General features: G+C 60.1%; 21 protein-coding genes. 15 read left to right on the plus strand and 6 right to left on the minus strand.

Going from position 1 to position 24,168, the window contains the following annotated elements; all coding sequences use genetic code 11:
* Position 1: 1 nt before the first annotated feature.
* The 4 genes from ACI2KS_RS04955 to lpxC all read left to right on the plus strand — a co-directional run bounded on the left by ACI2KS_RS04955 (position 2) and on the right by lpxC (position 4,424).
* A complete protein-coding gene (locus tag ACI2KS_RS04955) occupies positions 2–871 on the plus strand; it encodes a cell division protein FtsQ/DivIB (RefSeq protein ID WP_404617771.1) in 870 nt (289 codons plus the stop codon).
* A 15-nt stretch (positions 872–886) separates the two neighbouring features.
* Positions 887–2,146: a cell division protein FtsA gene (gene ftsA / locus ACI2KS_RS04960; RefSeq protein WP_404617773.1), complete on the plus strand. Its 1,260-nt coding sequence runs from the start codon at positions 887–889 to the stop codon at positions 2,144–2,146.
* A gap of 63 nt (positions 2,147–2,209) precedes the next feature.
* Positions 2,210–3,400, plus strand: coding sequence for a cell division protein FtsZ (gene ftsZ, locus ACI2KS_RS04965; protein ID WP_404617775.1), 1,191 nt, complete (start codon positions 2,210–2,212; stop codon positions 3,398–3,400).
* A gap of 112 nt (positions 3,401–3,512) precedes the next feature.
* Positions 3,513–4,424, plus strand: a complete 912-nt coding sequence (gene lpxC / locus ACI2KS_RS04970; RefSeq protein WP_404617777.1) for a UDP-3-O-acyl-N-acetylglucosamine deacetylase — start codon at positions 3,513–3,515, stop codon at positions 4,422–4,424.
* A 230-nt stretch (positions 4,425–4,654) separates the two neighbouring features.
* Here the strand turns inward: lpxC and ACI2KS_RS04975 are convergent, their stop codons facing one another.
* Entirely contained in the window at positions 4,655–5,119 is a 465-nt protein-coding gene (locus tag ACI2KS_RS04975) for a DUF721 domain-containing protein (RefSeq protein ID WP_404617779.1), read from the minus strand.
* A gap of 319 nt (positions 5,120–5,438) precedes the next feature.
* Here ACI2KS_RS04975 and secA point away from each other — a divergent pair, with 319 nt between their 5' ends.
* The 4 genes from secA (at position 5,439) to ACI2KS_RS04995 (ending at position 11,284) form a co-directional block, all read left to right on the plus strand.
* Entirely contained in the window at positions 5,439–8,189 is a 2,751-nt protein-coding gene (gene secA, locus ACI2KS_RS04980) for a preprotein translocase subunit SecA (RefSeq protein WP_404617781.1), read from the plus strand.
* 128 nt (positions 8,190–8,317) lie between these two features.
* The gene (argJ, locus tag ACI2KS_RS04985; protein ID WP_404617783.1) at positions 8,318–9,535 is read left to right on the plus strand and encodes a bifunctional glutamate N-acetyltransferase/amino-acid acetyltransferase ArgJ; all 1,218 of its coding nucleotides are present in this window, start codon (positions 8,318–8,320) and stop codon (positions 9,533–9,535) included.
* 172 nt (positions 9,536–9,707) lie between these two features.
* Entirely contained in the window at positions 9,708–10,334 is a 627-nt protein-coding gene (locus ACI2KS_RS04990) for a glutathione S-transferase family protein (protein ID WP_404617785.1), read from the plus strand.
* 2 nt (positions 10,335–10,336) lie between these two features.
* Positions 10,337–11,284 (plus strand): Nudix family hydrolase, encoded by a 948-nt coding sequence (locus ACI2KS_RS04995; protein WP_404617787.1) that lies wholly within the window; start codon positions 10,337–10,339, stop codon positions 11,282–11,284.
* 118 nt (positions 11,285–11,402) lie between these two features.
* On the opposite strand, the gene ACI2KS_RS05000 is transcribed toward ACI2KS_RS04995, so the two are convergent.
* The 3 genes from ACI2KS_RS05000 to ACI2KS_RS05010 form a co-directional block, all read right to left on the minus strand.
* Entirely contained in the window at positions 11,403–11,981 is a 579-nt protein-coding gene (locus tag ACI2KS_RS05000) for a cob(I)yrinic acid a,c-diamide adenosyltransferase (protein ID WP_404617788.1), read from the minus strand.
* A 4-nt stretch (positions 11,982–11,985) separates the two neighbouring features.
* Positions 11,986–14,034, minus strand: coding sequence for an ATP-binding protein (locus tag ACI2KS_RS05005; protein WP_404617790.1), 2,049 nt, complete (start codon positions 14,032–14,034; stop codon positions 11,986–11,988).
* A gap of 193 nt (positions 14,035–14,227) precedes the next feature.
* Positions 14,228–15,148: a putative 2-dehydropantoate 2-reductase gene (locus tag ACI2KS_RS05010; protein WP_404617792.1), complete on the minus strand. Its 921-nt coding sequence runs from the start codon at positions 15,146–15,148 to the stop codon at positions 14,228–14,230.
* A 171-nt stretch (positions 15,149–15,319) separates the two neighbouring features.
* Here ACI2KS_RS05010 and ACI2KS_RS05015 point away from each other — a divergent pair, with 171 nt between their 5' ends.
* Both ACI2KS_RS05015 and ACI2KS_RS05020 read left to right on the plus strand, forming a co-directional pair.
* On the plus strand, positions 15,320–15,805 hold the full coding sequence (locus ACI2KS_RS05015) for a YajQ family cyclic di-GMP-binding protein (RefSeq protein ID WP_404617794.1): 486 nt from the start codon (positions 15,320–15,322) through the stop codon (positions 15,803–15,805).
* Between the two features lie 141 nt (positions 15,806–15,946).
* The gene (locus tag ACI2KS_RS05020; RefSeq protein WP_404618472.1) at positions 15,947–16,801 is read left to right on the plus strand and encodes a mechanosensitive ion channel family protein; all 855 of its coding nucleotides are present in this window, start codon (positions 15,947–15,949) and stop codon (positions 16,799–16,801) included.
* 267 nt (positions 16,802–17,068) lie between these two features.
* On the opposite strand, the gene ACI2KS_RS05025 is transcribed toward ACI2KS_RS05020, so the two are convergent.
* Positions 17,069–18,628: an AmpG family muropeptide MFS transporter gene (locus ACI2KS_RS05025; RefSeq protein ID WP_404617796.1), complete on the minus strand. Its 1,560-nt coding sequence runs from the start codon at positions 18,626–18,628 to the stop codon at positions 17,069–17,071.
* 42 nt (positions 18,629–18,670) lie between these two features.
* The gene (locus tag ACI2KS_RS05030; protein ID WP_404617798.1) at positions 18,671–19,039 is read right to left on the minus strand and encodes an MGMT family protein; all 369 of its coding nucleotides are present in this window, start codon (positions 19,037–19,039) and stop codon (positions 18,671–18,673) included.
* Between the two features lie 158 nt (positions 19,040–19,197).
* On the opposite strand from ACI2KS_RS05030, the gene ACI2KS_RS05035 reads away from it, so the two are divergent.
* From ACI2KS_RS05035 to groL, 5 genes are all read left to right on the plus strand, one after another.
* Complete coding sequence (locus ACI2KS_RS05035; protein WP_404617800.1) at positions 19,198–20,205, plus strand: DUF481 domain-containing protein; 1,008 nt, start codon at positions 19,198–19,200, stop codon at positions 20,203–20,205.
* Positions 20,206–20,483: 278 nt separating this feature from the next.
* A complete protein-coding gene (locus ACI2KS_RS05040) occupies positions 20,484–21,215 on the plus strand; it encodes a HugZ family protein (protein WP_404617802.1) in 732 nt (243 codons plus the stop codon).
* A gap of 65 nt (positions 21,216–21,280) precedes the next feature.
* Positions 21,281–21,778, plus strand: coding sequence for an FxsA family protein (locus ACI2KS_RS05045; RefSeq protein ID WP_404617804.1), 498 nt, complete (start codon positions 21,281–21,283; stop codon positions 21,776–21,778).
* A gap of 254 nt (positions 21,779–22,032) precedes the next feature.
* The gene (locus ACI2KS_RS05050; RefSeq protein WP_133749662.1) at positions 22,033–22,326 is read left to right on the plus strand and encodes a co-chaperone GroES; all 294 of its coding nucleotides are present in this window, start codon (positions 22,033–22,035) and stop codon (positions 22,324–22,326) included.
* A 52-nt stretch (positions 22,327–22,378) separates the two neighbouring features.
* On the plus strand, positions 22,379–24,022 hold the full coding sequence (groL, locus tag ACI2KS_RS05055) for a chaperonin GroEL (RefSeq protein WP_404617806.1): 1,644 nt from the start codon (positions 22,379–22,381) through the stop codon (positions 24,020–24,022).
* Positions 24,023–24,168 lie beyond the last annotated feature (146 nt).

Consider the following 24,168-nt stretch of genomic DNA (forward strand, 5'->3'; position numbering starts at 1 on the left):
CATGCACGGCGCGACGCTACGTCATCAGCAATCAGTCCCCGGCCGCAAGCCGGTCCCCCGTGGCGCCAGCCGTATGGTGGCCAAGGAGCCGTTGTCGGCGCGCATGCCGCGACCCAATTTCGGCTTTTTGCGCAGCCTGATGTGGCCGGTGCTGCTGGTGCTGTTCGGTTTTGGTACCTATGAAGCGGCCCAGCGTCTGCTGCCGTATGCCGACCGCCCGATTTCGCGGATCAACGTCCAGGGTGACCTGAGCTACATCAGCCAGCAGGCCGTGCAGCAGCGTATCGCGCCGTACGTGGCCACCAGTTTCTTCAACATCGACCTGGCGGGCATGCGCACCGAGCTTGAAAAGATGCCATGGATCGCCCATGCCGAGGTTCGCCGGGTATGGCCGGACCAGGTGGTGATTCGCCTTGAAGAGCAATTACCGGTTGCGCGCTGGGGCGAGGAAGCCCTGTTGAACAACCAGGGTCAGGCTTTCACTCCGCGTGAACTGGCCAACTACGAACACCTTCCGCAGTTGTTCGGGCCTCAACGGGCTCAACAGCAGGTGATGCAGCAGTACCAGGTACTGAGCCAGATGTTGCGCCCGCTGGGCTTCTCCATCGCTCGTCTGGAATTGCGTGAGCGAGGCAGCTGGTTCCTGACCACCGGTGCAGGCAATGCAGGCCCGGGCCTGGAGTTGCTGTTGGGACGAGACCATCTGGTGGAAAAGATGCGCCGCTTTATCGCCATCTACGAAAAAACGCTTAAAGAACAGATCACGAACATTGCGCGAGTCGACCTGCGTTACAACAACGGCCTTGCCGTCGGTTGGCGTGAACAGGCGTCAGCGCCAACGACGGACAAACCCGCCGTCGCGAAGAATTGATAAGAGGCAGGACCCATGGCAAACGTGCAAAGCGGCAAAATGATCGTCGGATTGGATATCGGCACCTCCAAGGTGGTGGCGCTGGTAGGCGAAGTCGCGGCTGATGGCACGCTGGAAATCGTCGGTATCGGCACCCATCCTTCACGCGGCCTGAAGAAGGGCGTGGTGGTGAATATCGAGTCGACCGTGCAGTCGATTCAGCGCGCCGTGGAAGAAGCGCAGCTGATGGCTGGCTGCCGTATCCACTCGGCGTTCGTCGGTGTCGCCGGCAACCACATTCGCAGCCTGAACTCCCACGGCATCGTGGCGATTCGTGACCGCGAAGTGAGTGCGGCCGACCTGGAGCGCGTACTCGATGCCGCGCAGGCCGTCGCCATTCCGGCTGACCAGCGCGTCCTGCACACCCTGCCGCAGGATTACGTGATCGACAACCAGGAGGGCGTTCGTGAGCCGCTGGGCATGTCGGGCGTGCGTCTGGAAGCCAAGGTGCACGTGGTGACTTGTGCGGTCAATGCTGCGCAGAACATCGAGAAGTGCGTGCGTCGTTGCGGTCTGGAAGTCGACGACATCATTCTCGAGCAACTGGCCTCGGCCTACTCGGTACTGACGGACGACGAGAAAGAGCTGGGCGTTTGCCTGGTGGACATCGGCGGCGGCACCACCGACATCGCCATCTTCACCGAAGGCGCGATCCGTCACACCGCGGTGATCCCGATTGCCGGCGACCAGGTCACCAATGACATCGCCATGGCGCTGCGCACGCCGACCCAGTACGCCGAGGAAATCAAGATCCGTTACGCCTGCGCGCTGGCCAAGCTGGCCGGTGCCGGCGAAACCATCAAGGTGCCAAGCGTTGGCGACCGGCCACCGCGTGAACTGTCGCGCCAGGCACTGGCCGAAGTGGTCGAGCCACGCTACGACGAGCTGTTCACCCTGATCCAGGCCGAACTGCGTCGCAGCGGCTACGAAGACCTGATTCCGGCCGGCATCGTGCTCACCGGCGGTACTTCGAAGATGGAAGGCGCGGTGGAACTGGCCGAGGAAATCTTTCACATGCCGGTACGCCTCGGCGTGCCGCACAGCGTCAAGGGGCTCGCGGACGTGGTTCGCAACCCGATCTACTCAACCGGCGTCGGCCTGTTGCTGTACGGATTGCAAAAGCAGTCTGACGGCATCTCGTTGTCCGGCCTTTCCGGCGCCGGTAGCAGTTATAGCGATGAACCGAAGGCTCCCGTGTTTGAGCGTCTCAAACGCTGGGTCCAGGGGAATTTCTAAGATTCAAAAAGTGGTAGGCAGGCAACAGGCGACATAAAACTAGAGAACTGAAGGAGAGGGAACATGTTCGAGCTCGTAGACAACATCCCACAAAGCCCGGTAATTAAGGTTATCGGCGTTGGCGGTGGCGGCGGCAACGCAGTCAATCACATGGTCAAGAGCAACATCGAGGGCGTCGAGTTCATCTGCGCCAACACCGATGCTCAAGCCCTGAAAAACATTGGCGCACGTACCATTCTGCAACTGGGTACCGGTGTGACCAAGGGCCTGGGTGCAGGTGCCAACCCTGAAGTGGGTCGTCAGGCGGCACTGGAAGATCGTGAGCGCATTGCTGAAGTGCTGCAGGGCACCAACATGGTCTTCATCACCACCGGCATGGGTGGCGGTACCGGTACCGGTGCTGCGCCGATCATCGCCGAAGTGGCGAAGGAAATGGGCATCCTGACCGTTGCGGTGGTCACCCGTCCGTTCCCGTTCGAAGGTCGCAAGCGCATGCAGATCGCCGATGAAGGCATCCGCGCGCTGTCCGAAAGCGTCGACTCGTTGATCACCATTCCCAACGAGAAGCTGCTGACCATCCTGGGCAAGGACGCGAGCCTGCTGTCGGCTTTCGCCAAGGCTGACGACGTTCTGGCAGGTGCCGTTCGCGGTATTTCCGACATCATCAAGCGTCCAGGCATGATCAACGTCGACTTCGCCGACGTCCGCACCGTGATGTCCGAAATGGGCATGGCGATGATGGGCACTGGCTGCGCCAGCGGTCCGAACCGTGCGCGTGAAGCCACCGAGGCTGCGATTCGCAACCCGCTGCTCGAAGACGTCAACCTGCAGGGTGCGCGCGGTATCCTGGTCAACATCACTGCCGGTCCTGACCTGTCCCTGGGTGAGTACTCGGATGTGGGTAGCATCATTGAAGCGTTCGCCTCCGAGCACGCGATGGTCAAGGTCGGTACCGTTATCGATCCGGACATGCGTGACGAGCTGCACGTGACTGTGGTCGCCACTGGCCTGGGCGCGAAAATCGAGAAGCCTGTAAAGGTCATCGACAACACCATGCAGACCGCTCAAGCCGCACCTGTGCAGCAGCACGCAGTCCGCCAGGAGCAGCCTTCGGTGAACTACCGCGACCTGGACCGTCCGACCGTGATGCGCAATCAGGCACACGCCGGCGCCACCGCTGCGGCCAAGATGAATCCGCATGACGATCTGGATTACCTGGACATTCCAGCTTTCCTGCGTCGTCAGGCTGATTGATGTTTTCTATCAGGGCTACAAGGGTGATTGGTGTTCAGCAAAGGCCAGGTCTGCTATCATCGCCGGCCTTTGTTGATACTAATTCGCGATATGCGCTGAAGCGGCCAATGCCATGATTAAACAACGCACCCTGAAGAATATTATCCGTGCCACAGGTATCGGCCTGCACTCGGGGGAGAAGGTTTACCTGACCCTCAAGCCTGCGCCTGTGAACGCTGGCATTGTGTTTTTCCGTACCGACCTGGAGCCGGTCGTCCAGATCAACGCTCACGCGCTGAATGTTGGCGACACCACGCTCTCCACCACGCTGTTCAACGGCGATGTGAAGGTCGATACGGTAGAACACTTGCTGTCGGCCATGGCCGGCCTTGGCATCGATAACGCCTACGTTGAACTCTCTGCCTCCGAAGTTCCAATCATGGATGGTAGCGCAGGTCCCTTCGTATTCCTGATCCAATCGGCTGGCCTGGAAGAACAGGACGCACCGAAGAAATTCATACGCATTCTTAAAGAAGTCTGCGTTGAAGAAGACGGCAAACATGCCAAGTTCGTGCCCTTCGAAGGGTTCAAGGTGAGCTTCGAAATAGATTTCGATCACCCGTACCTGAAGAACCGCACGCAAAGTGCAAGCGTCGACTTCTCCAGCACTTCTTTCGTGAAAGAAGTGAGCCGTGCGCGTACTTTCGGTTTCATGAAAGACATCGAGTACTTGCGCAAACACAACCTTGCACTGGGCGGTAGCGTCGAGAACGCAATCGTCGTGGACAAGGACGGCGTGTTGAACGAAGACGGCCTGCGTTACGAGGACGAATTCGTCAAACACAAGATCCTGGATGCCATCGGTGACCTGTATCTGTTGGGCAACAGCCTGATCGGTGAGTATCAGGGCTTCAAGTCTGGACATGGTCTGAACAACCGTCTGCTACGTGAATTGATTTCACAGGAAGACGCTTGGGAAGTCGTGACCTTCGAAGATGCCAGTACCGCACCGATCTCGTACATGCGCCCTGTAGCGGCGGTGTAATAGTCTCTCTTCTAGTTTGATATTTAAGGCCACCTTCGGGTGGCCTTTTTTATGGGGTTTTGTTTTGGTGTCTGGAGGGCGTGGCCCAGACTCCGGCGACGCTCCGTGGGCCCGATCAATCAACCCGATCTCCTACAGGTTCTGTGGCGTACCGAAAACATGTGAGCGCCACGAATTGTGGCTTTGAGGCGTACGGGGATTCGGTGAGCGCTGCAAAAAATCACCTGCTGTTAAGCATCAGGCGTTTTGGCCTTCCCATGCGCCGCCAGCCGCTCCAGTGCCGCCTTCAATTTCGGATCGCTGATGCCCTCGGCCGTCTCGCTGATCGTCTCCGCCGCCGCCACCGATAAATCCCGCGAATGACCAACGGCAGCCCGATGCACCGTCGCGGGCTGAACCTTGAGCTGCAGCCGAGTCAGATTGGCGAACTCCTTGAACGCCACCAGCTGCCGTTGCAAGCGCTTCTGCTGATAACGCAAACGCGTTGCCCAGTGCCCGTCGGTGACGATCAACAGCAATGTGCCCTCACGCCACGACGCGACATGGCAATGCTCGCGGGCAGCCGGTTGCAACTGGCTTTCCAGCAGGCGCTGCAAATGTGCCAGGCGTTGAGCATGATTGAAGATGGCCCTGAGCGGCTTGGCTTCACGCAGAAGGACAGCCGGTGCGCGAGCCGGTAAAGGACGAAATGCCATGGGAGGTGCCTTGTGTCACAAGCGCCCGATCTTATCAGAAAGCGCCGGCCGACCCCCGCAGGCATTGGCTGACTGGCTGCGCGGAACCACGATTTGTGAAAAAACATTAATCAAACTTCTGCCCGTGACGGGTTGAAGTCCGAAGAATTGCCCCTATTGTACTTCTGCCCCGTACCATTGCTGTGCCAGCATCGTGGAATAACGCCACTTTCCTCACCACCATTTCCGGGTAGAATGCTCGTTCGCATGCGGCCATGAGGGCTGCACGGGCGACTCACGGGGCCGCCCTCCATCCCTATGTGTGGAAGATCCTGTCGATATGTTTGCACCTTTGTTAAAAAAACTTTTCGGAAGCAAGAACGAGCGCGAAGTGAAGCGCATGCTCAAGACGGTTCAATTCGTCAACAGCTTCGAAGAGCAAATGGTGGCCCTTTCGGACGAGCAGCTGCGCGCCAAGACCGAAGAGTTCAAGGCCCGCATAGCCAAAGGTGAGACCCTCGATCAGCTCCTGCCTGAAGCGTTCGCGGTTTGCCGTGAGGCGGGTAAACGCGTCATGGGGATGCGCCACTTCGATGTTCAGCTGATCGGCGGCATGACGCTGCATGAAGGCATGATCGCCGAAATGCGCACCGGTGAAGGCAAGACCCTGGTAGCGACCCTGGCGGTGTACCTCAACGCATTGTCCGGCAAGGGCGTGCACGTGGTGACCGTGAACGACTACCTGGCCCGTCGTGACGCCAACTGGATGCGCCCACTGTACGAATTCCTCGGTCTGACCGTAGGCGTCGTCACGCCATTTCAGCCGCCGGAAGAGAAACGCGCCGCATACGGCTCGGATATCACCTACGGCACCAACAACGAATTCGGTTTTGACTACCTGCGCGACAACATGGCGTTCAGCCTGGACGACAAGTTCCAGCGCGAGCTGAACTTCGCCGTGATCGACGAAGTGGACTCCATCCTCATCGACGAAGCCCGCACGCCGCTGATCATTTCGGGGCAGGCCGAAGACAGCTCCAAGTTGTACACCGAAATCAACAAGCTGATCCCCAAGCTCGAGCAGCACATCGAGGAGGTGGAGGGCGTTGTCACCAAGCAGGGTCACTTCAGCGTCGATGAGAAATCGCGTCAGGTGGAGCTCAACGAGTCCGGTCACCAGTTCATCGAAGAGATGCTCACCGAAGTCGGCCTGCTGGCTGAGGGCGAGAGCCTCTATTCGGCGCACAACCTGGGCTTGTTGACCCACGTCTATGCCGGTCTGCGTGCGCACAAGCTGTTCCATCGCAACGTCGAATACATCGTCCAGGACGGCCAGATCCTGCTGGTCGACGAACACACCGGTCGGACCATGCCCGGTCGTCGTCTGTCCGAAGGTCTGCACCAGGCGATCGAGGCCAAGGAACACCTGAATATTCAGGCCGAAAGCCAGACCCTGGCGTCGACCACGTTCCAGAACTACTTCCGTCTGTACAACAAGCTGTCCGGCATGACCGGTACCGCGGACACCGAAGCGTTCGAATTCCACCAGATCTATGCACTGGCCGTGATGGTCATTCCGCCCAACAAGCCGTTGGCGCGCAAAGACTTCAACGACCTGGTGTACCTGACCGCCGAAGAGAAATACCTGGCCATCATCACCGACATCAAGGCCTGTCTGGCCGAGCGACGTCCGGTGCTGGTGGGTACGGCGACTATCGAAACCTCCGAGCACATGTCCAACCTGTTGAACAAGGAAGGCATCGAGCACAAGGTTCTGAACGCCAAGTTCCACGAGAAAGAAGCCGAGATCATCGCTCAGGCCGGCCGTCCGGGCGCCCTGACCATCGCCACCAACATGGCCGGTCGCGGTACCGACATCCTGTTGGGCGGCAACTGGGAAGTCGAAGTCGCAAGCCTGGAAGAGCCGACTGCCGAGCAGATCGCGCAGATCAAGGCCGACTGGCAAAAGCGTCACCAGCAGGTGATCGAGGCCGGTGGTTTGCACGTGATCGCCTCCGAGCGCCACGAGTCGCGTCGTATCGACAACCAGCTGCGTGGTCGCGCCGGTCGTCAGGGCGACACCGGATCGAGCCGTTTCTACCTGTCGCTGGAAGACAGCCTGATGCGTATCTTCGCCTCTGACCGGGTGAAGAACTTCATGAAAGCGCTGGGCATGCAGTCCGGTGAAGCCATCGAACACCGCATGGTTACCAACGCGATCGAGAAGGCACAGCGCAAGGTCGAAGGCCGCAACTTCGACATCCGCAAGCAACTGCTCGAGTTCGATGACGTTTCCAACGAACAGCGTAAAGTGATCTACCACATGCGCAACAGCCTGCTGGCTGCGGTGAACATTGGTGACACCATCGCCGAGTTCCGCGAAGAAGTGCTCGACGCCACGATCAGTTCGCACATTCCTCCGCAATCGCTGCCAGAGCAGTGGGATGTGGCCGGTCTGGAAGCCGCGCTGAACAGCGATTTCGGGGTCAAGCTGCCGATCCAGCAGTGGCTGGACGAAGACGACCACCTGCACGAAGACACCCTGCGTGCGAAACTGCTCGAAGCCATCATGTCGGCTTACAACGAGAAAGAAGACCAGGCCAGCGCCGAAGCGTTGCGCACCTTCGAGAAGCAGATCCTGCTGCGCGTTCTGGACGATCTGTGGAAAGACCATCTGTCGACCATGGACCATCTGCGCCACGGTATCCACCTGCGCGGCTACGCTCAGAAGAACCCGAAACAGGAATACAAGCGCGAGTCCTTCACCCTGTTCCAGGAATTGCTGGATTCGATCAAGCGCGACACCATCCGTGTGCTGTCTCACGTACAGGTTCGCCGCGAAGACCCGGCCGAGGAAGAGGCGCGTCTGCGTCGCGAAGCCGAAGAACTGGCCCAGCGCATGCAATTCCAGCACGCTGAAGCTCCGGGTCTGGATCATCCTGACGTGCTGGCCGAAGAGGGCGACGACATCGCCGTCGCGGCAGCCACGGCCCTGTCTCCAGTGCGTAACGACCAGAAACTGGGCCGCAACGAGCTGTGCTGGTGTGGTTCGGGCAAGAAGTTCAAGCACTGTCATGGCCAGATCAACTAAGCACGCCTCGACACTGGCTTTACTGTAATACCGCGCCGCGACCGGCTCTGCCGTCGCGGCGTTTTTCAATCGATCGAGCCGTACCGGCATGGCCGGGCGGCGTGGCTATCTTTCAAGGAGCGCATTTCATGGCTGTTGGTCTTGGTCCTCTGCCGACTCTGCACCCGGTTCCCGGTTTTGAACTGGGTATCGCCTCTGCCGGCATCAAGCGTGCGGGTCGCAAGGACGTGGTCGTCATGCGCTGCGCCGAAGGCTCCAGCGTCGCCGGCGTATTCACCCTCAATGCGTTCTGCGCAGCGCCTGTGATCCTGTCCAAACAGCGTGTGCAAGGCACTGTGCGCTATCTGCTGACCAACACCGGCAATGCCAACGCAGGCACCGGCGAACCCGGCCTGGTCGCCGCCGAGCGCACCTGCGCCAGACTGGCCGAGATCACCGGTGTAGATGCCAGTGCGGTGCTGCCATTCTCCACCGGGGTGATCGGCGAACCCTTGCCTGTGGAAAAGATCGAGGCTGCGCTGCAGGCTGCGCTGGACGATCTGTCTGTGGATAACTGGGCGGCGGCGGCTACTGGCATCATGACCACCGACACCCTGCCCAAAGGCGCCAGCCGCCAGTTCCAGATCGACGGCGTGACCGTCACGGTCACTGGCATCAGCAAAGGCGCGGGGATGATTCGTCCGAACATGGCCACCATGCTCGGCTACATCGCCACCGACGCCAAGGTGTCCCAGAGCGTGCTGCAGGACCTGATCCGCGACGGTGCCAACAAGTCGTTCAATCGCATCACCATCGACGGCGATACCTCGACCAACGACTGCTGCATGCTGATCGCCACCGGCCAGGCTGCGCTGCCGGAAGTCACCGAAGCCAAGGGGGCGCTGTTCGAAGCCCTGAAGAAAGCGGTGTTCGAAGTCTGCATGGATGTCGCCCAGGCCATCGTGCGTGATGGCGAAGGCGCGACCAAGTTCGTGACCGTCGAAGTCAACGGCGGTGGCAATCATCAAGAGTGCCTGGATGTGGGCTACACCGTGGCCCACTCGCCGCTGATCAAGACCGCACTGTTTGCCTCCGACCCGAACTGGGGCCGCATCCTGGCCGCTGTCGGCCGTGCCGGCGTACCGGACCTGGACGTGAGCAAGATCGACGTGTTCCTCAGCGGCGTCTGCATCGCCAGCAAGGGCGCACGCGCGTCTACCTACACTGAAGCGCAGGGCAGCGCGGTGATGGCCGAAGAGGAAATCACCATCCGTATCGAGCTGGGGCGTGGCGATTGCAGCGAGACGATCTGGACCACCGACCTGTCCCACGAGTATGTGAAGATCAACGCTGAATACCGCACCTGACAGGGTCTTTTCAGGGAAGCGGCGAGGTACGCAGATAATTTGTATTTGTCCGGCGTGCCGGCGGTGGCGCCATTGAAGCGCTGCCGCCGGCAATCCGAGCCGATTCAGGTGTCAGCCGTACAGGGTGCTGCGCCGCAACCTGTGTGTGAATTGTGATAAACGGAGCCACGACATGAGCCTGCACCTGATCATCGGCGACAAACGCTATTCCTCCTGGTCGCTGCGGCCATGGCTGGTGCTGGAATTGACCGGCACCGCATTCACCGATCAGGTCATCCGTCTGAATCAGGCCGACACCGACCGGCTGATCCGTGAGCATTCTCCCAGCGGCAAGGTCCCCGCGCTCAAATCCGAGCACGGCACCATCATCGATTCCCTGGCCATTTGCGAATACCTGGCGGAGCGTTTCCCTGGCGCGAACCTGTGGCCGAGCGATACGGCTGCCCGTGCCCAGGCCCGCTCGGCGTGCGCGCAGATGCACAGCGGTTTCATGGGGCTGCGATCAAACCTGCCCATGGACCTGCGCCGTGACGAAGCGCTGGAAGTGATTCCGGTGGAGGCGCAAACCGATATCGAACGCATCGTTGCGCTGTGGGCCGAATGCCGCGAGGCGTCTAGAGAGCGCGGGGCGTTTCTGTTCGGCAAACCGGGCATCGTCGATGCGTTCTTCGCACCGGTGGCGGTGCGTCTGCGCACCTATCACGTCGAATTGCCGGCCGCTGCGGCAGCGTATGTCGAAACCATTTACCAATGGCCTGCATTCAAGCGCTGGCAGCAGGCAGGTTTAGAGGAAGGTTGAAAGTGAAACGAGTCCATGTAGCCGCTGCGGTCATTCGCGGCACCGACGGCAAGATTCTCATTGCCCGGCGCGCAGACAAGCAGCATCAGGGCGGTTTGTGGGAATTCCCAGGTGGCAAGGTCGAGGCAGGAGAAACCGTCGAAGCCGCATTGGCCCGTGAGCTCAAGGAAGAGCTGGGCATCGTGGTGGTGGCGGCTCGCCCGCTGATCAAGATCATGCACGACTACCCGGACAAACAGGTGTTGCTGGACGTCTGGGAAGTGTCCTCATTCACTGGCGATCCGCACGGCGCTGAGGGTCAGCCATTGGCCTGGGTCTCCAACCGCGAACTGGCCGGGTATGACTTTCCCGCCGCCAATCAGCCGATCGTCGCTGCCGCGCGTCTGCCGGGCGAGTACCTGATCACTCCGGATGCGCTGGACACTCCCAAGCTGTTGCAAGGCATGCAAAAGGCGATTGCCGGTGGCATCAAGCTGATCCAGTTGCGTGCGCCCAAGGGCTACGATCCCAAGTATCGCGATGTGGCCGTGGATGCGGTCGGTCTGTGCGCAGGCAAGGCGCAGTTGATGCTCAAGGGCCCGCTGGAATGGCTGGGAGACTTTCCGGCGGCAGGCTGGCACCTGACCAGCGAGCAACTGCGTAAATACGCCAGCAATGGCCGTCCGTTCCCTGAGGATCGTTGGCTGGCGGCTTCGTGTCACAGCGCCGAGGAGTTATCCCTGGCCGAGCAGATGGGCGTGGATTTCGTCACCCTGTCGCCGCTACAGCCGACCCAGACTCACCCCGAAGCGCAGCCGCTTGGCTGGGAAAAGGCCCGCGAGCTGATCGAAGGCTTCAGCAAGCCGGTTTATCTGCTGGGCGGTGTCGGCCCGCAGCATCGCCAGCGCGCCTGGGAACACGGCGCGCAAGGCGTAGCAGGGATCCGCGCGTTCTGGCCTGAAGGGTTTTGAGTGCTGACACGGCCTCCTGTAGGCGTGAGCTTGCTCGCGATTGCAGAATGTCAGTGACCTGATGTGCAGCTGGCTCGCCTCAATCGCGAGCCAGCTCAGGCCTACAGTAGATCTGCTTTCACTCCGGCTTTTTCGCCGGCACCCACAGGATCTCGGCGACGCCTTCTCGGCGGGCAATGATGCGGGCCGCGACGAACAGCAGATCCGATAGCCGGTTGATATACGCCAGGCCGACCTCGGCCAGCGGTTCAAGGGCATTCAGATGCTGGCAGCGTCGCTCTGCGCTGCGGGCCAGGCTGCGGCACACATGGGCTTGCGCGATTAACATCGAGCCGCCCGGCATGATGAAGTTTTCCAGCGGTCCGAGCTCTTCGTTCCAGACATCGATCGCCGTTTCCAGGCGCTCGATCTCTGCGGCATTCAACGCCCGATATTCCGGCATCGCCAGCTCACCACCGAGGTCGAACAAGCGGTGCTGACAAGGCGCCAGCACATCGATCACTTCCTGCACTGACGGTGTCGTCCCGACCAACCCCGCAAGGCCTGCCAGCAGCAACCCCAGCTGACTGTTGAGCAAGTCGACCTCACCGATGGCCTCGACCCGAGGATGGTCCTTCGGCACGCGACGACCGTCACCCAGGCCGGTCTCACCCTTGTCACCTGTGCGCGTGTAAATTTTCGACAAGCGAAATCCCATGCTTCTACTCCCGGTCGTTCTGACCAATGATCTGTGGTGCGGGCACGTTCATCGGATTGCCGGCCAATGGCAGGCGCAGCGTGAAGCAGGTGCCCTGGCCGACGGTGGAATGCACCTCCATCTGGCCCTTGTGATTGTTGGTGATGATGAAGTACGAAACCGAGAGCCCAAGCCCGGTGCCCTGACCGATTTCCTTGGTCGTGAAGAACGGCTCGAAGGTGCGTTTGCGTACCGCTTCCGACATGCCGACGCCGTTGTCCTCGACCTGGATTTCCGCCCATGGCGGGTTCAGGCGGGTGCGCAGGATGATGCGCCCCGGCTCGGTTTCGCTCTCGCGCTGATGGATCGCCTGGGCGGCGTTTTTCAGCAGATTGAGCAGCACCTGCTCCAGTTCGTTGGCGGTGCCGGGTACCGGCCCTAGATGCGGGTCGAACTGGCGAATGATGTTCTGGCCCTTGAAGTCGAAACCGATGGTCAGGTCAAAATCGTTGCTGGCAATCTCCACCGCCTGATCGATCAGGGCTGGCAGGTCGCATGGCGCCATCTGCCGATTGCTGCGCCGACTGAAGCTGAGCATGTGGCTGACGATCTTCGCCGCCCGCGCGCCGGCCTGTTGAATGCCATCGAGCAACTGCGGCACTTCGCGCGCGCTGAGGTATTGATTCACAGCCCCCAGCTCGATGCCTTCCTGCGCGGCCTGCTCGATATTCTTCGGCAATTCGGCAGACAGGCGCCTGCGGATGTTCTGCACGTTATGCATGATCGCGCCCAGCGGGTTGTTGATCTCGTGCGCCATGCCGGCAGCGAGGCCACCGACCGAAAGCATTTTCTCCGACTGCACCATCATGTCTTCCAGGGACAGGCGCTGGGTGATGTCGTCGATGCGGATCACCACGCCCCGTCCTGCGCCGCCGGTCAATGGGTAAAAGGTCAGCGCATAGTGTCGGGTCACTTCGCCCTTGACCCAGGTTACCCGCTCGATCTTGGTCACGGTGTGGCGTTCCACGGTCTGTTTGATCTGCGGCAGGAACGACTTCATGGGCGGGAAGGCCAGGAAGATCGGCTGGTTGAGGGCCTCATCCAGTGGCGTGCCGGAAAGCGCACCGGCTTCCTGATTCCACTGGGTGACGTAGAGTTGCTCATCGAGTGCGATCAGCGCCGATGGCATGGAGTCGATGATGCTGTTGAGGTAGTTCTGAAAGCCGGTGAGCTTCTTCTCGATCTTGCTGCGCACCTGAACTTCCAGCTCCAGCTTGCGATTGGTGTGGCGGGTTTCTTCGGCCAGCCCCTGGGCCTGATCATAGGCTTCCTGAGAGTCGTCCCGCGCACGCCTGAGCTGCTGTTCGCGGGCTTCCATGCGCGACAGCATAGTGTTGAAGGCCTCGGCGAGAGAGCCGATTTCATCGCGGTTGCCCAGCCCTGCACGCAGCGCGTAGTTTTCTTCGCGGGTCACCCGGCGCGACAGTTCTTCGAGCTGGTAGATCGGTTCGGTGATGAAGCGGCGAATCTGCCGCGCCACGCCTGCCCACAGCAGGACGCTGAAAATCAGGATGCCCAGGCTTGCGGTGAGGGTGCCGGTATAGAAGGCCGTCGGCAGTTCACTGCTGGCCACCAGCAGCAGATGTCCGGGTGTCTGGCCCGGTTTGGGGATCGGGATCACCTGGGTATTGCGAAACTCGGTGATGCGCCAGCTCTCAAGATTGCGGTAGTGATCGGGCAGGCGCAGCTTGTCGCCCTGTTGCACCTGCGCAAGGCGGTTGCCATTGCTGTCGAAGACCGCGGCGGCGCGCAACGGGCCATAGTTTTTCAGTTCCTTGAGCAGCGCCTGAGCGTTGTAGGGCGAGGCGAGCGCCTGCTCGGCCAGCCCCGGGTTACCGATCAGCCGACCGATGGTCTGCAACGCCTGAGGCGCCATGGCTTCCTGGGAAATGTAATAAGCGGCGCTGATGAAGGTCAGGTTGGCGACCAGCAGGACAGTGGTCAGCAGAACCAGCAGGGCAGCCAGAATTTTCTGGCCGACCGGCAGGTTTTCGAGGCGCTGGCGCAAGGGCATTGGGCAGAGTCACTGACAAATGGGGAACAGGCAGGTTAGCGCTGTTCAGGGCCTGAGCAAACCCGCAATGCAAAACTGTGCAAGACAACCACCGCGGCGCAACGAACACCTGTAGCGCTTCGGCGGGCCGACGCTGACCTACCCGAGTTCGCAACTCCCAGCCGCCGCGCTGTCATAGGGGCGGTATCGGGGTTTAATCGCTGGGCAGGCCTTTGGCTTTCAGGTGTTCGATCAGTTGCACCCGCGTGCGGTTCAGCTGCGGGGCGTGGCAGGCGTGCCGGACAGCAGACTCACAGATATAGCCCAGCAGGAAGCTGATCTCGGTCCGTCGACCCTGAGCGACATCCTGGTACATCGATGAGTAATTGGCGGCGGTGGCGAGGATCACCTGATTCACCTGGCCCTGCAGGCCCTCTGCCGCCCGAGGCTGACCGCAGCACTGCAACACCTGGATCAACTCCTCGCACAGCGCGCTGACTTCCCCGGCATACGCCTGTAGGCCTCCGTTGCGGCAGGCGTGCAGCACGGTCAGGGGATTGATCGCGCAGTTGAGCGCCAGCTTGCGCCACAAGCGCTCATGGATCGCCGTGGTCCATTGGTGATCGATACCCGCTGCGAGCAACTCACCCAGCCAGTCTGGCGCGGCGCCTTGCTGCGCATCGCCCAGGAAGTTCAAGCCTTGCCCGGCGAACACCACGCTGAAATCCTCATCACGGAACGCGCCTTCGGTGCTGGAGACAAAAATACAGCGAGCCTGAGGAACTGTTGCGGCCACCGCGTCCTGGCTGCCGAGGCCGTTCTGCAGGAGCAGAATCTCGGCACCGTGGCTCAGGCGCGAGGCGATGCTGGCAACCGCGCGCTGGGCATCATAGGCCTTGCAGGCTACCAGCAGGCGCTGGATGGGCTCCGAGGCATCGGCGGTCTGCGCCGCGATGGCGAAGGTCTGGCGTTGCCCTTGCTCGCTCAGCGTAAGGCCGCCTTTGCCCTGATAAGCGTCCAGGCGCGCCGCGTCACGCAGTATCAGGCGAACCGGCAAGCCTGCACGGGCAAGGCGCGTGGCCCACAAGGCGCCCAGGCTGCCGGCGCCCAGAATGTGCCATAGGGTCGGTTTCAAGGCAGATTGCGCCGCAGGTCAGCCAGTGTTGATGGTAGGGAAAACAAAATCGACATCGCAGGCTCACATGATCATGGGAAAAGTCTCGTTATAATGACCGGGCTTTCATACCGTCAAGTCAGGCGCGCTCCATCTACATGTCGAGCGCGCCGTATCAATTGGAGAATCTACATGCCCTCGTTCGACGTAGTGTCCGAACTGGATAAACACGAAGTCACGAATGCCGTCGACAACGCGATCAAGGAGCTGGACCGCCGCTACGATCTCAAAGGCAAAGGCAGCTTCGAGTTCAAGGAAAAGGATTTGACCGTCAACCTGACCGCCGAAGCCGATTTCCAGCTTGAGGCCATGATCGAAATCCTCAAGCTGGCCCTGGTCAAGCGCAAGATCGATGCCCAATGCCTGGAAATCAAGGACGCCTTCGCTTCCGGCAAGCTGATGAAACAGGACGCGGTGCTCAAGGAAGGCATCGACAAAGAGCTGGCCAAGAAGATCGTCGCTCACATCAAGGACGCCAAACTCAAGGTCCAGGCCTCGATTCAAGGCGAGCAGGTACGCGTCACGGGCAAGAAGCGTGATGATCTTCAGGAAGCCATCGCGGCCCTGCGCGGTCACGAATTCGGCATGCCGCTACAGTTCAACAACTTCCGCGATTGATCGCCGCTGCGATTTGCCTCTGCGCGGGGAACCTGAAAGGTTTACGCGCGTCCGAGTGCAGGTCTCGCTGAAACGACGGCTTCGCGAGCTGACGTCGTTTCAGCCTTCTGTTTTCGCGACCGCGAGGAGAAATGAATGGATTTGGATTTGAACGGCCAGGTGGATCATCTGGTCAAGGCCTCCCAGGCGTGGCTTCCCATGGTCATGCAATACGGCAGCCGAGTGCTGCTGGCCGTCGTCGTATTGTTGGTGGGCTGGTGGCTGATCAACAGGCTGACATCGCAGATCAAGGCATTGTTGGCGTTTCGCCATGTCGACCTGGCACTGCAGGGCTTCATCGGCTCGCTGGCCAATATCATTCTGAAGATTCTGCTGATCGTCAGCGTTGCCTCGATGATTGGCGTGGAAACCACTTCCTTTGTCGCGGCCATCGGTGCGGCCGGCCTGGCCATCGGTCTGGCGTTGCAAGGCAGTCTTGCGAACTTCGCAGGCGGGGTGCTGATTCTGCTGTTTCGTCCGTTCCGCATCGGTGACTGGATCGAGGCCCAGGGCGTATCCGGCACCGTGGACAGCATCCAGATTTTTCACACCGTGCTGCGTACCGGTGACAACAAGACAGTGATCCTGCCTAACGGCAATCTGTCCAACGGCATCATCACCAATACCAACCGTCAGCCGACACGCAAGATCACCTTCGATGTGGGCATCGACTACGAGGCCGACCTCAAGCAGGCGCTCAAGGTGCTCACCGACATGGCGGACGATCCTCGCGTGCTGCAAGACCCCGCACCACAAGCGGTGGTCGCGGCGCTGGGCGACAGCTCGATCACCGTGTCGTTGCGGGTGTGGACCAAGACCGGTGACTTCGGCGACGTTTCCAACCGCTTCAACGCAGAGATTCGCGACCGCCTGCGTGCCGCCGATATCGACATCCCGTTTCCACAGCGGGTCATTCGTGTGGTGCAGGAGCAGGAGCAGAAAGCTGCACAGCGGTAACGCAATCCCCGGCAACGAAAAAGCCCCGGCTCGTGAGAGTTCGGGGCTTTTTTTGCCGCACGCACTGCGCACTGCGCATTCCGCTTCTGCCCTGAGGGTGTGGGATCCCGGCTTGCCGACGATCTAGCGCGAAGCGCTAGTAAATCCACCAACCGGGATGGACTGGAAAGACCGCGCTCGGGATGTGCTGCCGGTGCCTGGCAGATCGCCGGCAAGCCGGGCTCCCAGGGCCTGCGGCCAGAATCAAAGGTACGTCAGCGCAAGAGACTACGGCCGCTCGGTGACCGCTGTTTCGACGGGCTTGTCATCTTCCTCGCGCTTTTCCTTGCGCGCTTCCTGGGCCCAGTGCAGGGCGATCATGAACAGCGTCGGTACGCCCATCAGCGCGGTGGCGAGGAAGAAGTTGTGATAGCCCAGCTTCTCCACCATCACCCCTGAATAGCCGCCGATCAAGCGCGGCAGCAGGAGCATGATCGAGCTGAGCAACGCGTATTGAGTGGCCGAGAACTTGAGGTTGGTCAGGCTCGACAGGTAAGCGACGAACGCCGAAGTCGCGAGTCCCGAGCTGAAATTGTCCAGCGAGATGGTGACGATCAGCATCTTCAGGTTCGGGCCCATGTCGGCCAGCATCAGGAATAGCAGGTTGGTCGCCGCCGATGTCGCCCCGCCGATGAACAGAATGGGCAGAATGCCGAAGCGCACGATCGCCAGGCCACCGAACGCCGCGCCGGCCAGAGTCATCACCAGACCGAAGATCTTGCTCACGCTGGCGATCTGGTCCTTGGTGAAACCCTGATCGATGTAGAAGACGTTGGCCATTACACCCATGACCGTGTCGGACATGCGATAGGTCGCGATCAGACCCAGCAACAGGAAGGCCTGCCAGCGATAACGCAGGATGAAGTCGTTGATCGGCGTGAGCACAGGTGCCAGGCCGCGCCGGCCCACGGTGGACAGGCAGGCGGCTGTCAGCAGGGTGTAGAGGATTGCGCGCAGGAAGGCGCGGTCTTCCATGAGCAGGCTTTTCCAAGTGGTGCCTTCGAACAGCACGCTGGCAAAGTCGGTGTTGTACAGCTGAGTGAACATCGCCGGGACCGAGACCAGCAGGATGATCAGCACGAATACCGATGCCAGCTGGTGGGCAAACCCGTAGCGTGCCGCCGACAGCTGCGTACGCAACGGCACGGCGGGTTCGCGCATGATCAGCGTGGTGATCAGCGCAGGCACCATCAACAGGCCGAACAGCACATAGGTGCCGGTCCAGGCCGAATGTTTGTAGGCAAAGCCGGTGGAGCCAAAGCCTTCGGCGAAATACAACGCGCCGGCGGTGGCCAGCAGCGCTGCGACGCGATAGCCGGCCATGTAGCTGGCGGCCAGAGTGGCTTGTTGGCTGTCGGAGGCGATTTCCAGGCGATAGGCGTCGATGGCGATGTCTTGCGTGGCGGATGAAAACGCCACCAGCACCGCGATTGCGATCAGCCAGGACAGATGCTGCTGCGGATCACAGAAACCCATGCCGATCAGACCCAGGGTCACCAAGGTTTGCGACAACACCAGCCAGGAGCGCCGTCGGCCCATCTTTCCGAGCAGAGGCAGGCGCCATTGATCGAGCAGCGGGGACCACACCCACTTGAAGGCATACGCCAGACCGATCAGGCTCGCATAGCCAATGGTCTCCCGGGCGACGCCGGCTTCACGCAGCCAGACCGAGAGTGTGGAAAACACCAGCATGTAAGGCATGCCCGCAGCGAAGCCGAGCAACAACAGCACAAAGGTGGAGGGGCTGGCATATGCGGCGAGCGCGGCGCGCCAGGTTTTGCGGGGCATGGGCTGGAATCTGCCTCAGTTTACGTAAACAAAGCGCGCACTCTAACCGTTGTGCTCTATCGGACGCCAGCCATGGCGCTGCATATCCACCCGATTGTTACGTATGGTCACTCCTTCGGCGCGCAGTCGTGCCCGTTGCTCCTCCCCGGAGACGGTACCGGCGGCCAGGCTGATTCGACCCCCGGCACCCAGGACACGATGCCAGGGCAACGTGCTGTCATCGGGTAGCTGGCTCAGGGTTCGGCCAACAAAACGTGCCGCTCGTCCTAAACCGGCCAGATCCGCTAATTGGCCGTAACTGACCACTTTGCCCTCGGGAACCTGATGCAGTGTCAGGTAGAGCGCCGTGCGTCGGGCCTCTGCGGGGGACAGTCCGGTTGGATCATCCAGGGATGATGAGTGTTCGCTCACGCATTCGTTCCTGTTTATTGATTTAGCGGGAATTTTCGATAAGGAACTTGAGAAACTTCCTACGGTCAGTCATACCTATGCCGGCTGTCCTTGGATTGCCTTGACGTTATCCCGAAGGATAATGCCCGTTTATCGCCAATCAGAGCTCGTCGTCGCTTATGCTGTCCAGAACCTTGTTTTGCCTCGCCATTACCAGCGCTTCCACTCCCTTACTCGCCGATACCGTCTGGTTGAAGAACGGTGACAAGCTGACCGGGACCATCAAGGTCTTCGACGGTGGCAAGCTGCTGCTCAACACCAAATATGCAGGCGATATTCCGCTGGACTGGAAAGAAGTCAAGACGCTGGAAAGTGACCAGCACTTGCTGGTCAAGCAGGATGCCTACAACGGCGAGATTTCCAAGTCGCTGCACGCAGCCGATGACGGCAAGGTCACCCTGGCCAACGGCGATGCGCCGAAGACGGTCGAGCTGGCCAGCATTCAGCAGATCATGAAGCCCAAGCCTGTGGTCACCGATCTGGTCTGGAAGGGCAATATCGATGCCGCCCTGGATTTCCAGCGTGCCGACAAGGACACCGACGACTACAACATCGCGTTCAAGACCTCGGCCACCCATGGCAGATGGCGTCACAACGCCAAGGGCGAATACAACCGCGAAACGCAGGACGAGCTGACCACCACCAACAACTGGAGCGCCGAGTACTCCATTGACCGGTTCATCACCGACAAATGGTTCTGGGATGGCCGTCTGACCTACAAGCATGACGGCATCGAAGACTTGCGCAGTCAGCGTACCGTCGGTACCGGCCCGGGCTATCAGTTCTGGGATGACGAACTGGGCGCGTTCAAGGTTGGCACCCTGCTTAACCGCACCGATTACACCTACTCCAACAATGAGAAGGATAACTTCTACTCGGTCTCCGGTACCTGGGATTACAACCGCTACCTGATCGGCAAGAAGGTTGAGTTCTTCACCAATGGCGAGGTGGGCAAACCGCTCAGCGGCGTCGCCGATTACAGTCTCGACACCGAAATCGGCCTTCGCTACAAGGTCACTGAATGGGCCTCGCTCAACGTCAAGGCGGAGAAGGACATCATCAGCGGCTCGGATGACGGCGATCTGGACAAGACCCGCTACACCGCAGGCTTTGGTGTGGCCTGGTAAGGCTCTCTATATATAGCGCCTGCCTTCTCTGGAACTGAGGCCTTGCCTCTGTAGCAGTCCGGCTTGCCGGCGGTAGCGACCTTGAGGGCGCCTCCGCCGGCAAGCCGGACTGCTACAGAACCGCAGTACCCGCGCGTTTTTTTACGCTAACTCCGCGCTAAATCGTCACTCTCTGCCAATCTGGCACCCTCCAGCGATAACGATTATCTTGTGGCTTCACTCACCGCACGCAGCTGCGCGCCCTTCGTATTCGTCGATCTTATTTCAGGAGCCACACCATGAGCGCCAACGCCAACCGGCAAGCCCGAGCACTGCTGCTCAAGGAATATCGCGGGGTGCTCTCGACTCACTCCAAGTCGATGCCCGGTTATCCTTTCGGCTCGGTGGTGCCCTATTGCCTGGACGACCAGGGGCGGCCTCTGATTCTGATCAGCCGTATCGCACAGCACACCCACAATCTGCAGCGCGATGACAAATGCTCACTGCTGGTGGGCGAGCGGGGCGCAGAGGATATCCAGGCCGTCGGACGTGTCACTGTCATGGCCCAGGCGCAGAAAATCACCGATGAGGCCGCCATCGAGGCCGCCGCGCAGCGCTACTACCGTTACTTCCCTGAATCGGCGAGCTACCACAGCGCTCACGATTTCGATTTCTGGGCGCTGGTGCCGGTGCGCTACCGTTTCATCGGCGGCTTCGGCGCGATTCACTGGCTGGACGACGTGGCCCTGGCCAATCCGTTTGCCGGTGCTGCCGAAACCAGCATGGTCGATCACATGAACCAGGACCACACCAAGGCCATCGCGCACTACGTCCAGCTCGCCGGATTGCCGGACACCGAGCCTGCCTTGCTGGTCGGGATCGACAGCGAAGGCATGCACCTGCGCATCGGGCAGGGCCTGTACTGGCTGCCTTTTGCCGAGCCGTGTAACACGCCGACACAAGTCCGCCAGGCCTTGGTGCAACTGGCTCATGCCGAGAAATGGCCGACCGTTGAAGCAGTGGAGGCTTGAATTAACGAATTTGCGACTTCATCTACGCTCTACTGGAAGACATCTTCCGTTGAGGAATTCATTTGATGCGCGCGTTTTTGTTGCTTTTGTTGCTTTTTCCGGTGCTCGAGCTGTTCGTGCTGGTGAAAGTCGGAATGTCCATCGGCTTTCTGGCGACCTTCCTGCTGGTGGTCGGCGGCTCCATGCTCGGCGTTTTCGTGGTGCGGGTCGCAGGGCTCGCCACGGCCATGAGTGCCCGTCAAAGCCTGGCCCGGGGCGAGCTGCCCGCCCAGCAGATGCTCGACGGCCTGATGATGACCGTCGGTGGCGGTCTGCTGGTGCTGCCCGGGTTCATCAGCGATGTGCTGGGCCTGATCTGCCTGATGCCGTTTACCCGGCGCCTGCTGGTCAGCAAGGTGCGTCAGCGTGCCGAGGCTCAGGCCATGCGTCAGCGGGCTTTCGCCGATGATCTGCGTTCGGCGGGACCTGCCAGCCCGAACGCAAGCCGCCCTGGTGCGCGACAGCCCGAGGTGATCGAAGGCGAAGTGATCGAGGGTGAGTTCGAACCACTCGATAAAAAGTGATCTGAATCCATGACTGGCACGGCACCTACGGGTGCCGTTCCGCTTTTCGCGACCTCATCGCCCTTAAAAAATTTCTTCGGTGAGCCTTGTAATCAGCTTGCTCGCCCTTATGTATGGGTCACCGCAAGGTTTCTGGCGCATTTCGTCAGACCGTATTCTGCGGTTCGCTCGCGAACCGTAACCGGCAAGCCCGGATGTTTTAACCGGCCGGTGCCTACACCGGGCGTTCAAAAACCATAATTAGGAGATCGACAATGAAGCTTCGTCCTCTGCATGACCGCGTCGTAATCCGTCGCAGCGAAGAAGAAACCAAGACTGCTGGCGGTATCGTTCTGCCAGGTTCGGCTGCCGAGAAACCAAACCGTGGCGAAATCATCGCCGTCGGTACTGGTCGCGTCCTGGACAACGGTGAAGTACGTGCGCTGGCCGTGAAAGTGGGTGACAAAGTGGTGTTCGGCCCTTACTCCGGCAGCAACACCGTGAAAGTTGATGGCGAAGACCTGCTGGTGATGAGCGAGAACGAAATTCTCGCGGTCGTCGAAGGCTGAGTTGCTCCCCCTCATTTTCCCGTTACTACAAAGTATTTAAGGAATATCGATCATGGCTGCTAAAGAAGTTAAATTCGGCGACGTTGGCCGTAAAAAAATGCTCGCCGGTGTAAACGTCCTGGCTGACGCAGTAAAAGCGACCCTGGGTCCGAAAGGCCGTAACGTCATCATCGAGAAAAGCTTCGGCGCTCCGCTGATCACCAAAGACGGTGTGTCGGTTGCCAAAGAAATCGAACTCAAAGATCGTTTCGAAAACATGGGCGCGCAGCTGGTCAAAGACGTTGCTTCCCGTGCCAACGATGATGCTGGTGACGGTACTACCACCGCTACCGTCCTGGCTCAGGCCATCGTCAACGAAGGCCTGAAAGCCGTCGCTGCCGGCATGAACCCGATGGACCTCAAGCGCGGCATCGACAAGGCGACCATCGCTATCGTTGCCGAGCTGAAGAAACTGTCCAAGCCGTGCACCGACACCAAGGCCATCGCCCAGGTCGGCACCATCTCCGCCAACTCCGACAATTCCATCGGCGACATCATCGCTGAAGCCATGGAAAAAGTGACCAAAGACGGCGTTATCACCGTTGAAGAAGGCACAGGTCTGGAAAACGAGCTGTCTGTTGTAGAAGGCATGCAGTTCGACCGTGGCTATCTGTCCCCGTACTTCATCAACAAGCCGGACACCATGGTTGCCGAGCTGGACAGCCCGCTGCTGCTGTTGGTTGACAAGAAGATCTCCAACATCCGCGAAATGCTGCCAGTACTGGAAGCCGTTGCCAAAGCCGGCCGTCCTCTGCTGATCGTTGCCGAAGACGTCGAAGGCGAAGCCCTGGCGACTCTGGTCGTGAACAACATGCGCGGTATCGTCAAGGTTGCAGCCGTCAAGGCTCCAGGTTTCGGCGACCGTCGCAAGGCCATGCTGCAGGACATCGCTGTCCTGACCGGCGGCACCGTGATCTCCGAAGAAATCGGCCTGAGCCTGGAAACCGCTACCCTGGAACACCTGGGTAACGCCAAGCGCGTCGTGCTGAACAAAGAAAACACCACCATCATCGACGGTGCTGGCGTTCGTGGCGACATCGACGGTCGTATCGCGCAGATCCGTCAGCAGATCGGCGACACTTCGTCGGATTACGACAAAGAGAAACTGCAAGAGCGTCTGGCCAAGCTGTCTGGCGGCGTTGCAGTGATCAAGGTCGGTGCCGGTTCCGAAGTTGAAATGAAAGAGAAGAAAGCCCGCGTTGAAGACGCCCTGCACGCTACCCGCGCAGCCGTTGAAGAAGGCGTGGTACCTGGCGGTGGCGTGGCACTGGTTCGCTCGCTGCAGGCCATCTCCGAACTGAAAGGCGACAACGCCGATCAGAACGTCGGTATCGCTCTGCTGCGTCGTGCTGTTGAAGCACCACTGCGTCAGATCGTTGCCAACTCCGGTGACGAGCCAAGCGTTGTAGTCGACAAGGTCAAGCAGGGTTCGGGTAACTTCGGTTACAACGCTGCTACCGGCGAATACGGCGACATGATCGAAATGGGTATCCTGGACCCGGCTAAAGTGACTCGTTCGGCTCTGCAAGCGGCTTCGTCGATTGCCAGCCTGATGATCACCACTGAAGCAATGATCGCCGAGATCAAAGAAGATGCTCCAGCTGGCGGCGGTATGCCAGACATGGGCGGCATGGGTGGCATGGGCGGCATGATGTAAGCCAGCCTTACCCCGATGTTGAAAAACCCCGCTTCGGCGGGGTTTTTTTATGCTCGGATTTTGCGGCTAACGGGACAGGATGGCGGGTCTCCTACACCTGTAGCAGTCCGGCGTGCCGGCGGCAGCGATCTTGAATACGCCACCGC

It is taken from the genome of Pseudomonas sp. NPDC087358, assembly GCF_044900785.1.
GTDB lineage: Bacteria > Pseudomonadota > Gammaproteobacteria > Pseudomonadales > Pseudomonadaceae > Aquipseudomonas.

What these genes read in the sequence shown, in the direction of transcription:
- ACI2KS_RS04975 (WP_404617779.1), bottom strand. Translation starts at nt 5,119, where the DNA reads ATGGCATTTCGTCCTTTACCGGCTCGCGCACCGGCTGTCCTTCTGCGT.
- ACI2KS_RS05025 (WP_404617796.1), bottom strand. Translation starts at nt 18,628, where the DNA reads ATGCCCCGCAAAACCTGGCGCGCCGCGCTCGCCGCATATGCCAGCCCC.
- ftsZ (WP_404617775.1), top strand. Translation starts at nt 2,210, where the DNA reads ATGTTCGAGCTCGTAGACAACATCCCACAAAGCCCGGTAATTAAGGTT.
- ACI2KS_RS04955 (WP_404617771.1), top strand. Translation starts at nt 2, where the DNA reads ATGCACGGCGCGACGCTACGTCATCAGCAATCAGTCCCCGGCCGCAAG.
- ACI2KS_RS05015 (WP_404617794.1), top strand. Translation starts at nt 15,320, where the DNA reads ATGCCCTCGTTCGACGTAGTGTCCGAACTGGATAAACACGAAGTCACG.
- ACI2KS_RS05000 (WP_404617788.1), bottom strand. Translation starts at nt 11,981, where the DNA reads ATGGGATTTCGCTTGTCGAAAATTTACACGCGCACAGGTGACAAGGGT.
- ftsA (WP_404617773.1), top strand. Translation starts at nt 887, where the DNA reads ATGGCAAACGTGCAAAGCGGCAAAATGATCGTCGGATTGGATATCGGC.
- ACI2KS_RS05050 (WP_133749662.1), top strand. Translation starts at nt 22,033, where the DNA reads ATGAAGCTTCGTCCTCTGCATGACCGCGTCGTAATCCGTCGCAGCGAA.
- ACI2KS_RS05040 (WP_404617802.1), top strand. Translation starts at nt 20,484, where the DNA reads ATGAGCGCCAACGCCAACCGGCAAGCCCGAGCACTGCTGCTCAAGGAA.
- ACI2KS_RS05035 (WP_404617800.1), top strand. Translation starts at nt 19,198, where the DNA reads ATGCTGTCCAGAACCTTGTTTTGCCTCGCCATTACCAGCGCTTCCACT.
- argJ (WP_404617783.1), top strand. Translation starts at nt 8,318, where the DNA reads ATGGCTGTTGGTCTTGGTCCTCTGCCGACTCTGCACCCGGTTCCCGGT.
- ACI2KS_RS05045 (WP_404617804.1), top strand. Translation starts at nt 21,281, where the DNA reads ATGCGCGCGTTTTTGTTGCTTTTGTTGCTTTTTCCGGTGCTCGAGCTG.
- ACI2KS_RS04990 (WP_404617785.1), top strand. Translation starts at nt 9,708, where the DNA reads ATGAGCCTGCACCTGATCATCGGCGACAAACGCTATTCCTCCTGGTCG.
- groL (WP_404617806.1), top strand. Translation starts at nt 22,379, where the DNA reads ATGGCTGCTAAAGAAGTTAAATTCGGCGACGTTGGCCGTAAAAAAATG.
- lpxC (WP_404617777.1), top strand. Translation starts at nt 3,513, where the DNA reads ATGATTAAACAACGCACCCTGAAGAATATTATCCGTGCCACAGGTATC.
- secA (WP_404617781.1), top strand. Translation starts at nt 5,439, where the DNA reads ATGTTTGCACCTTTGTTAAAAAAACTTTTCGGAAGCAAGAACGAGCGC.
- ACI2KS_RS05005 (WP_404617790.1), bottom strand. Translation starts at nt 14,034, where the DNA reads ATGCCCTTGCGCCAGCGCCTCGAAAACCTGCCGGTCGGCCAGAAAATT.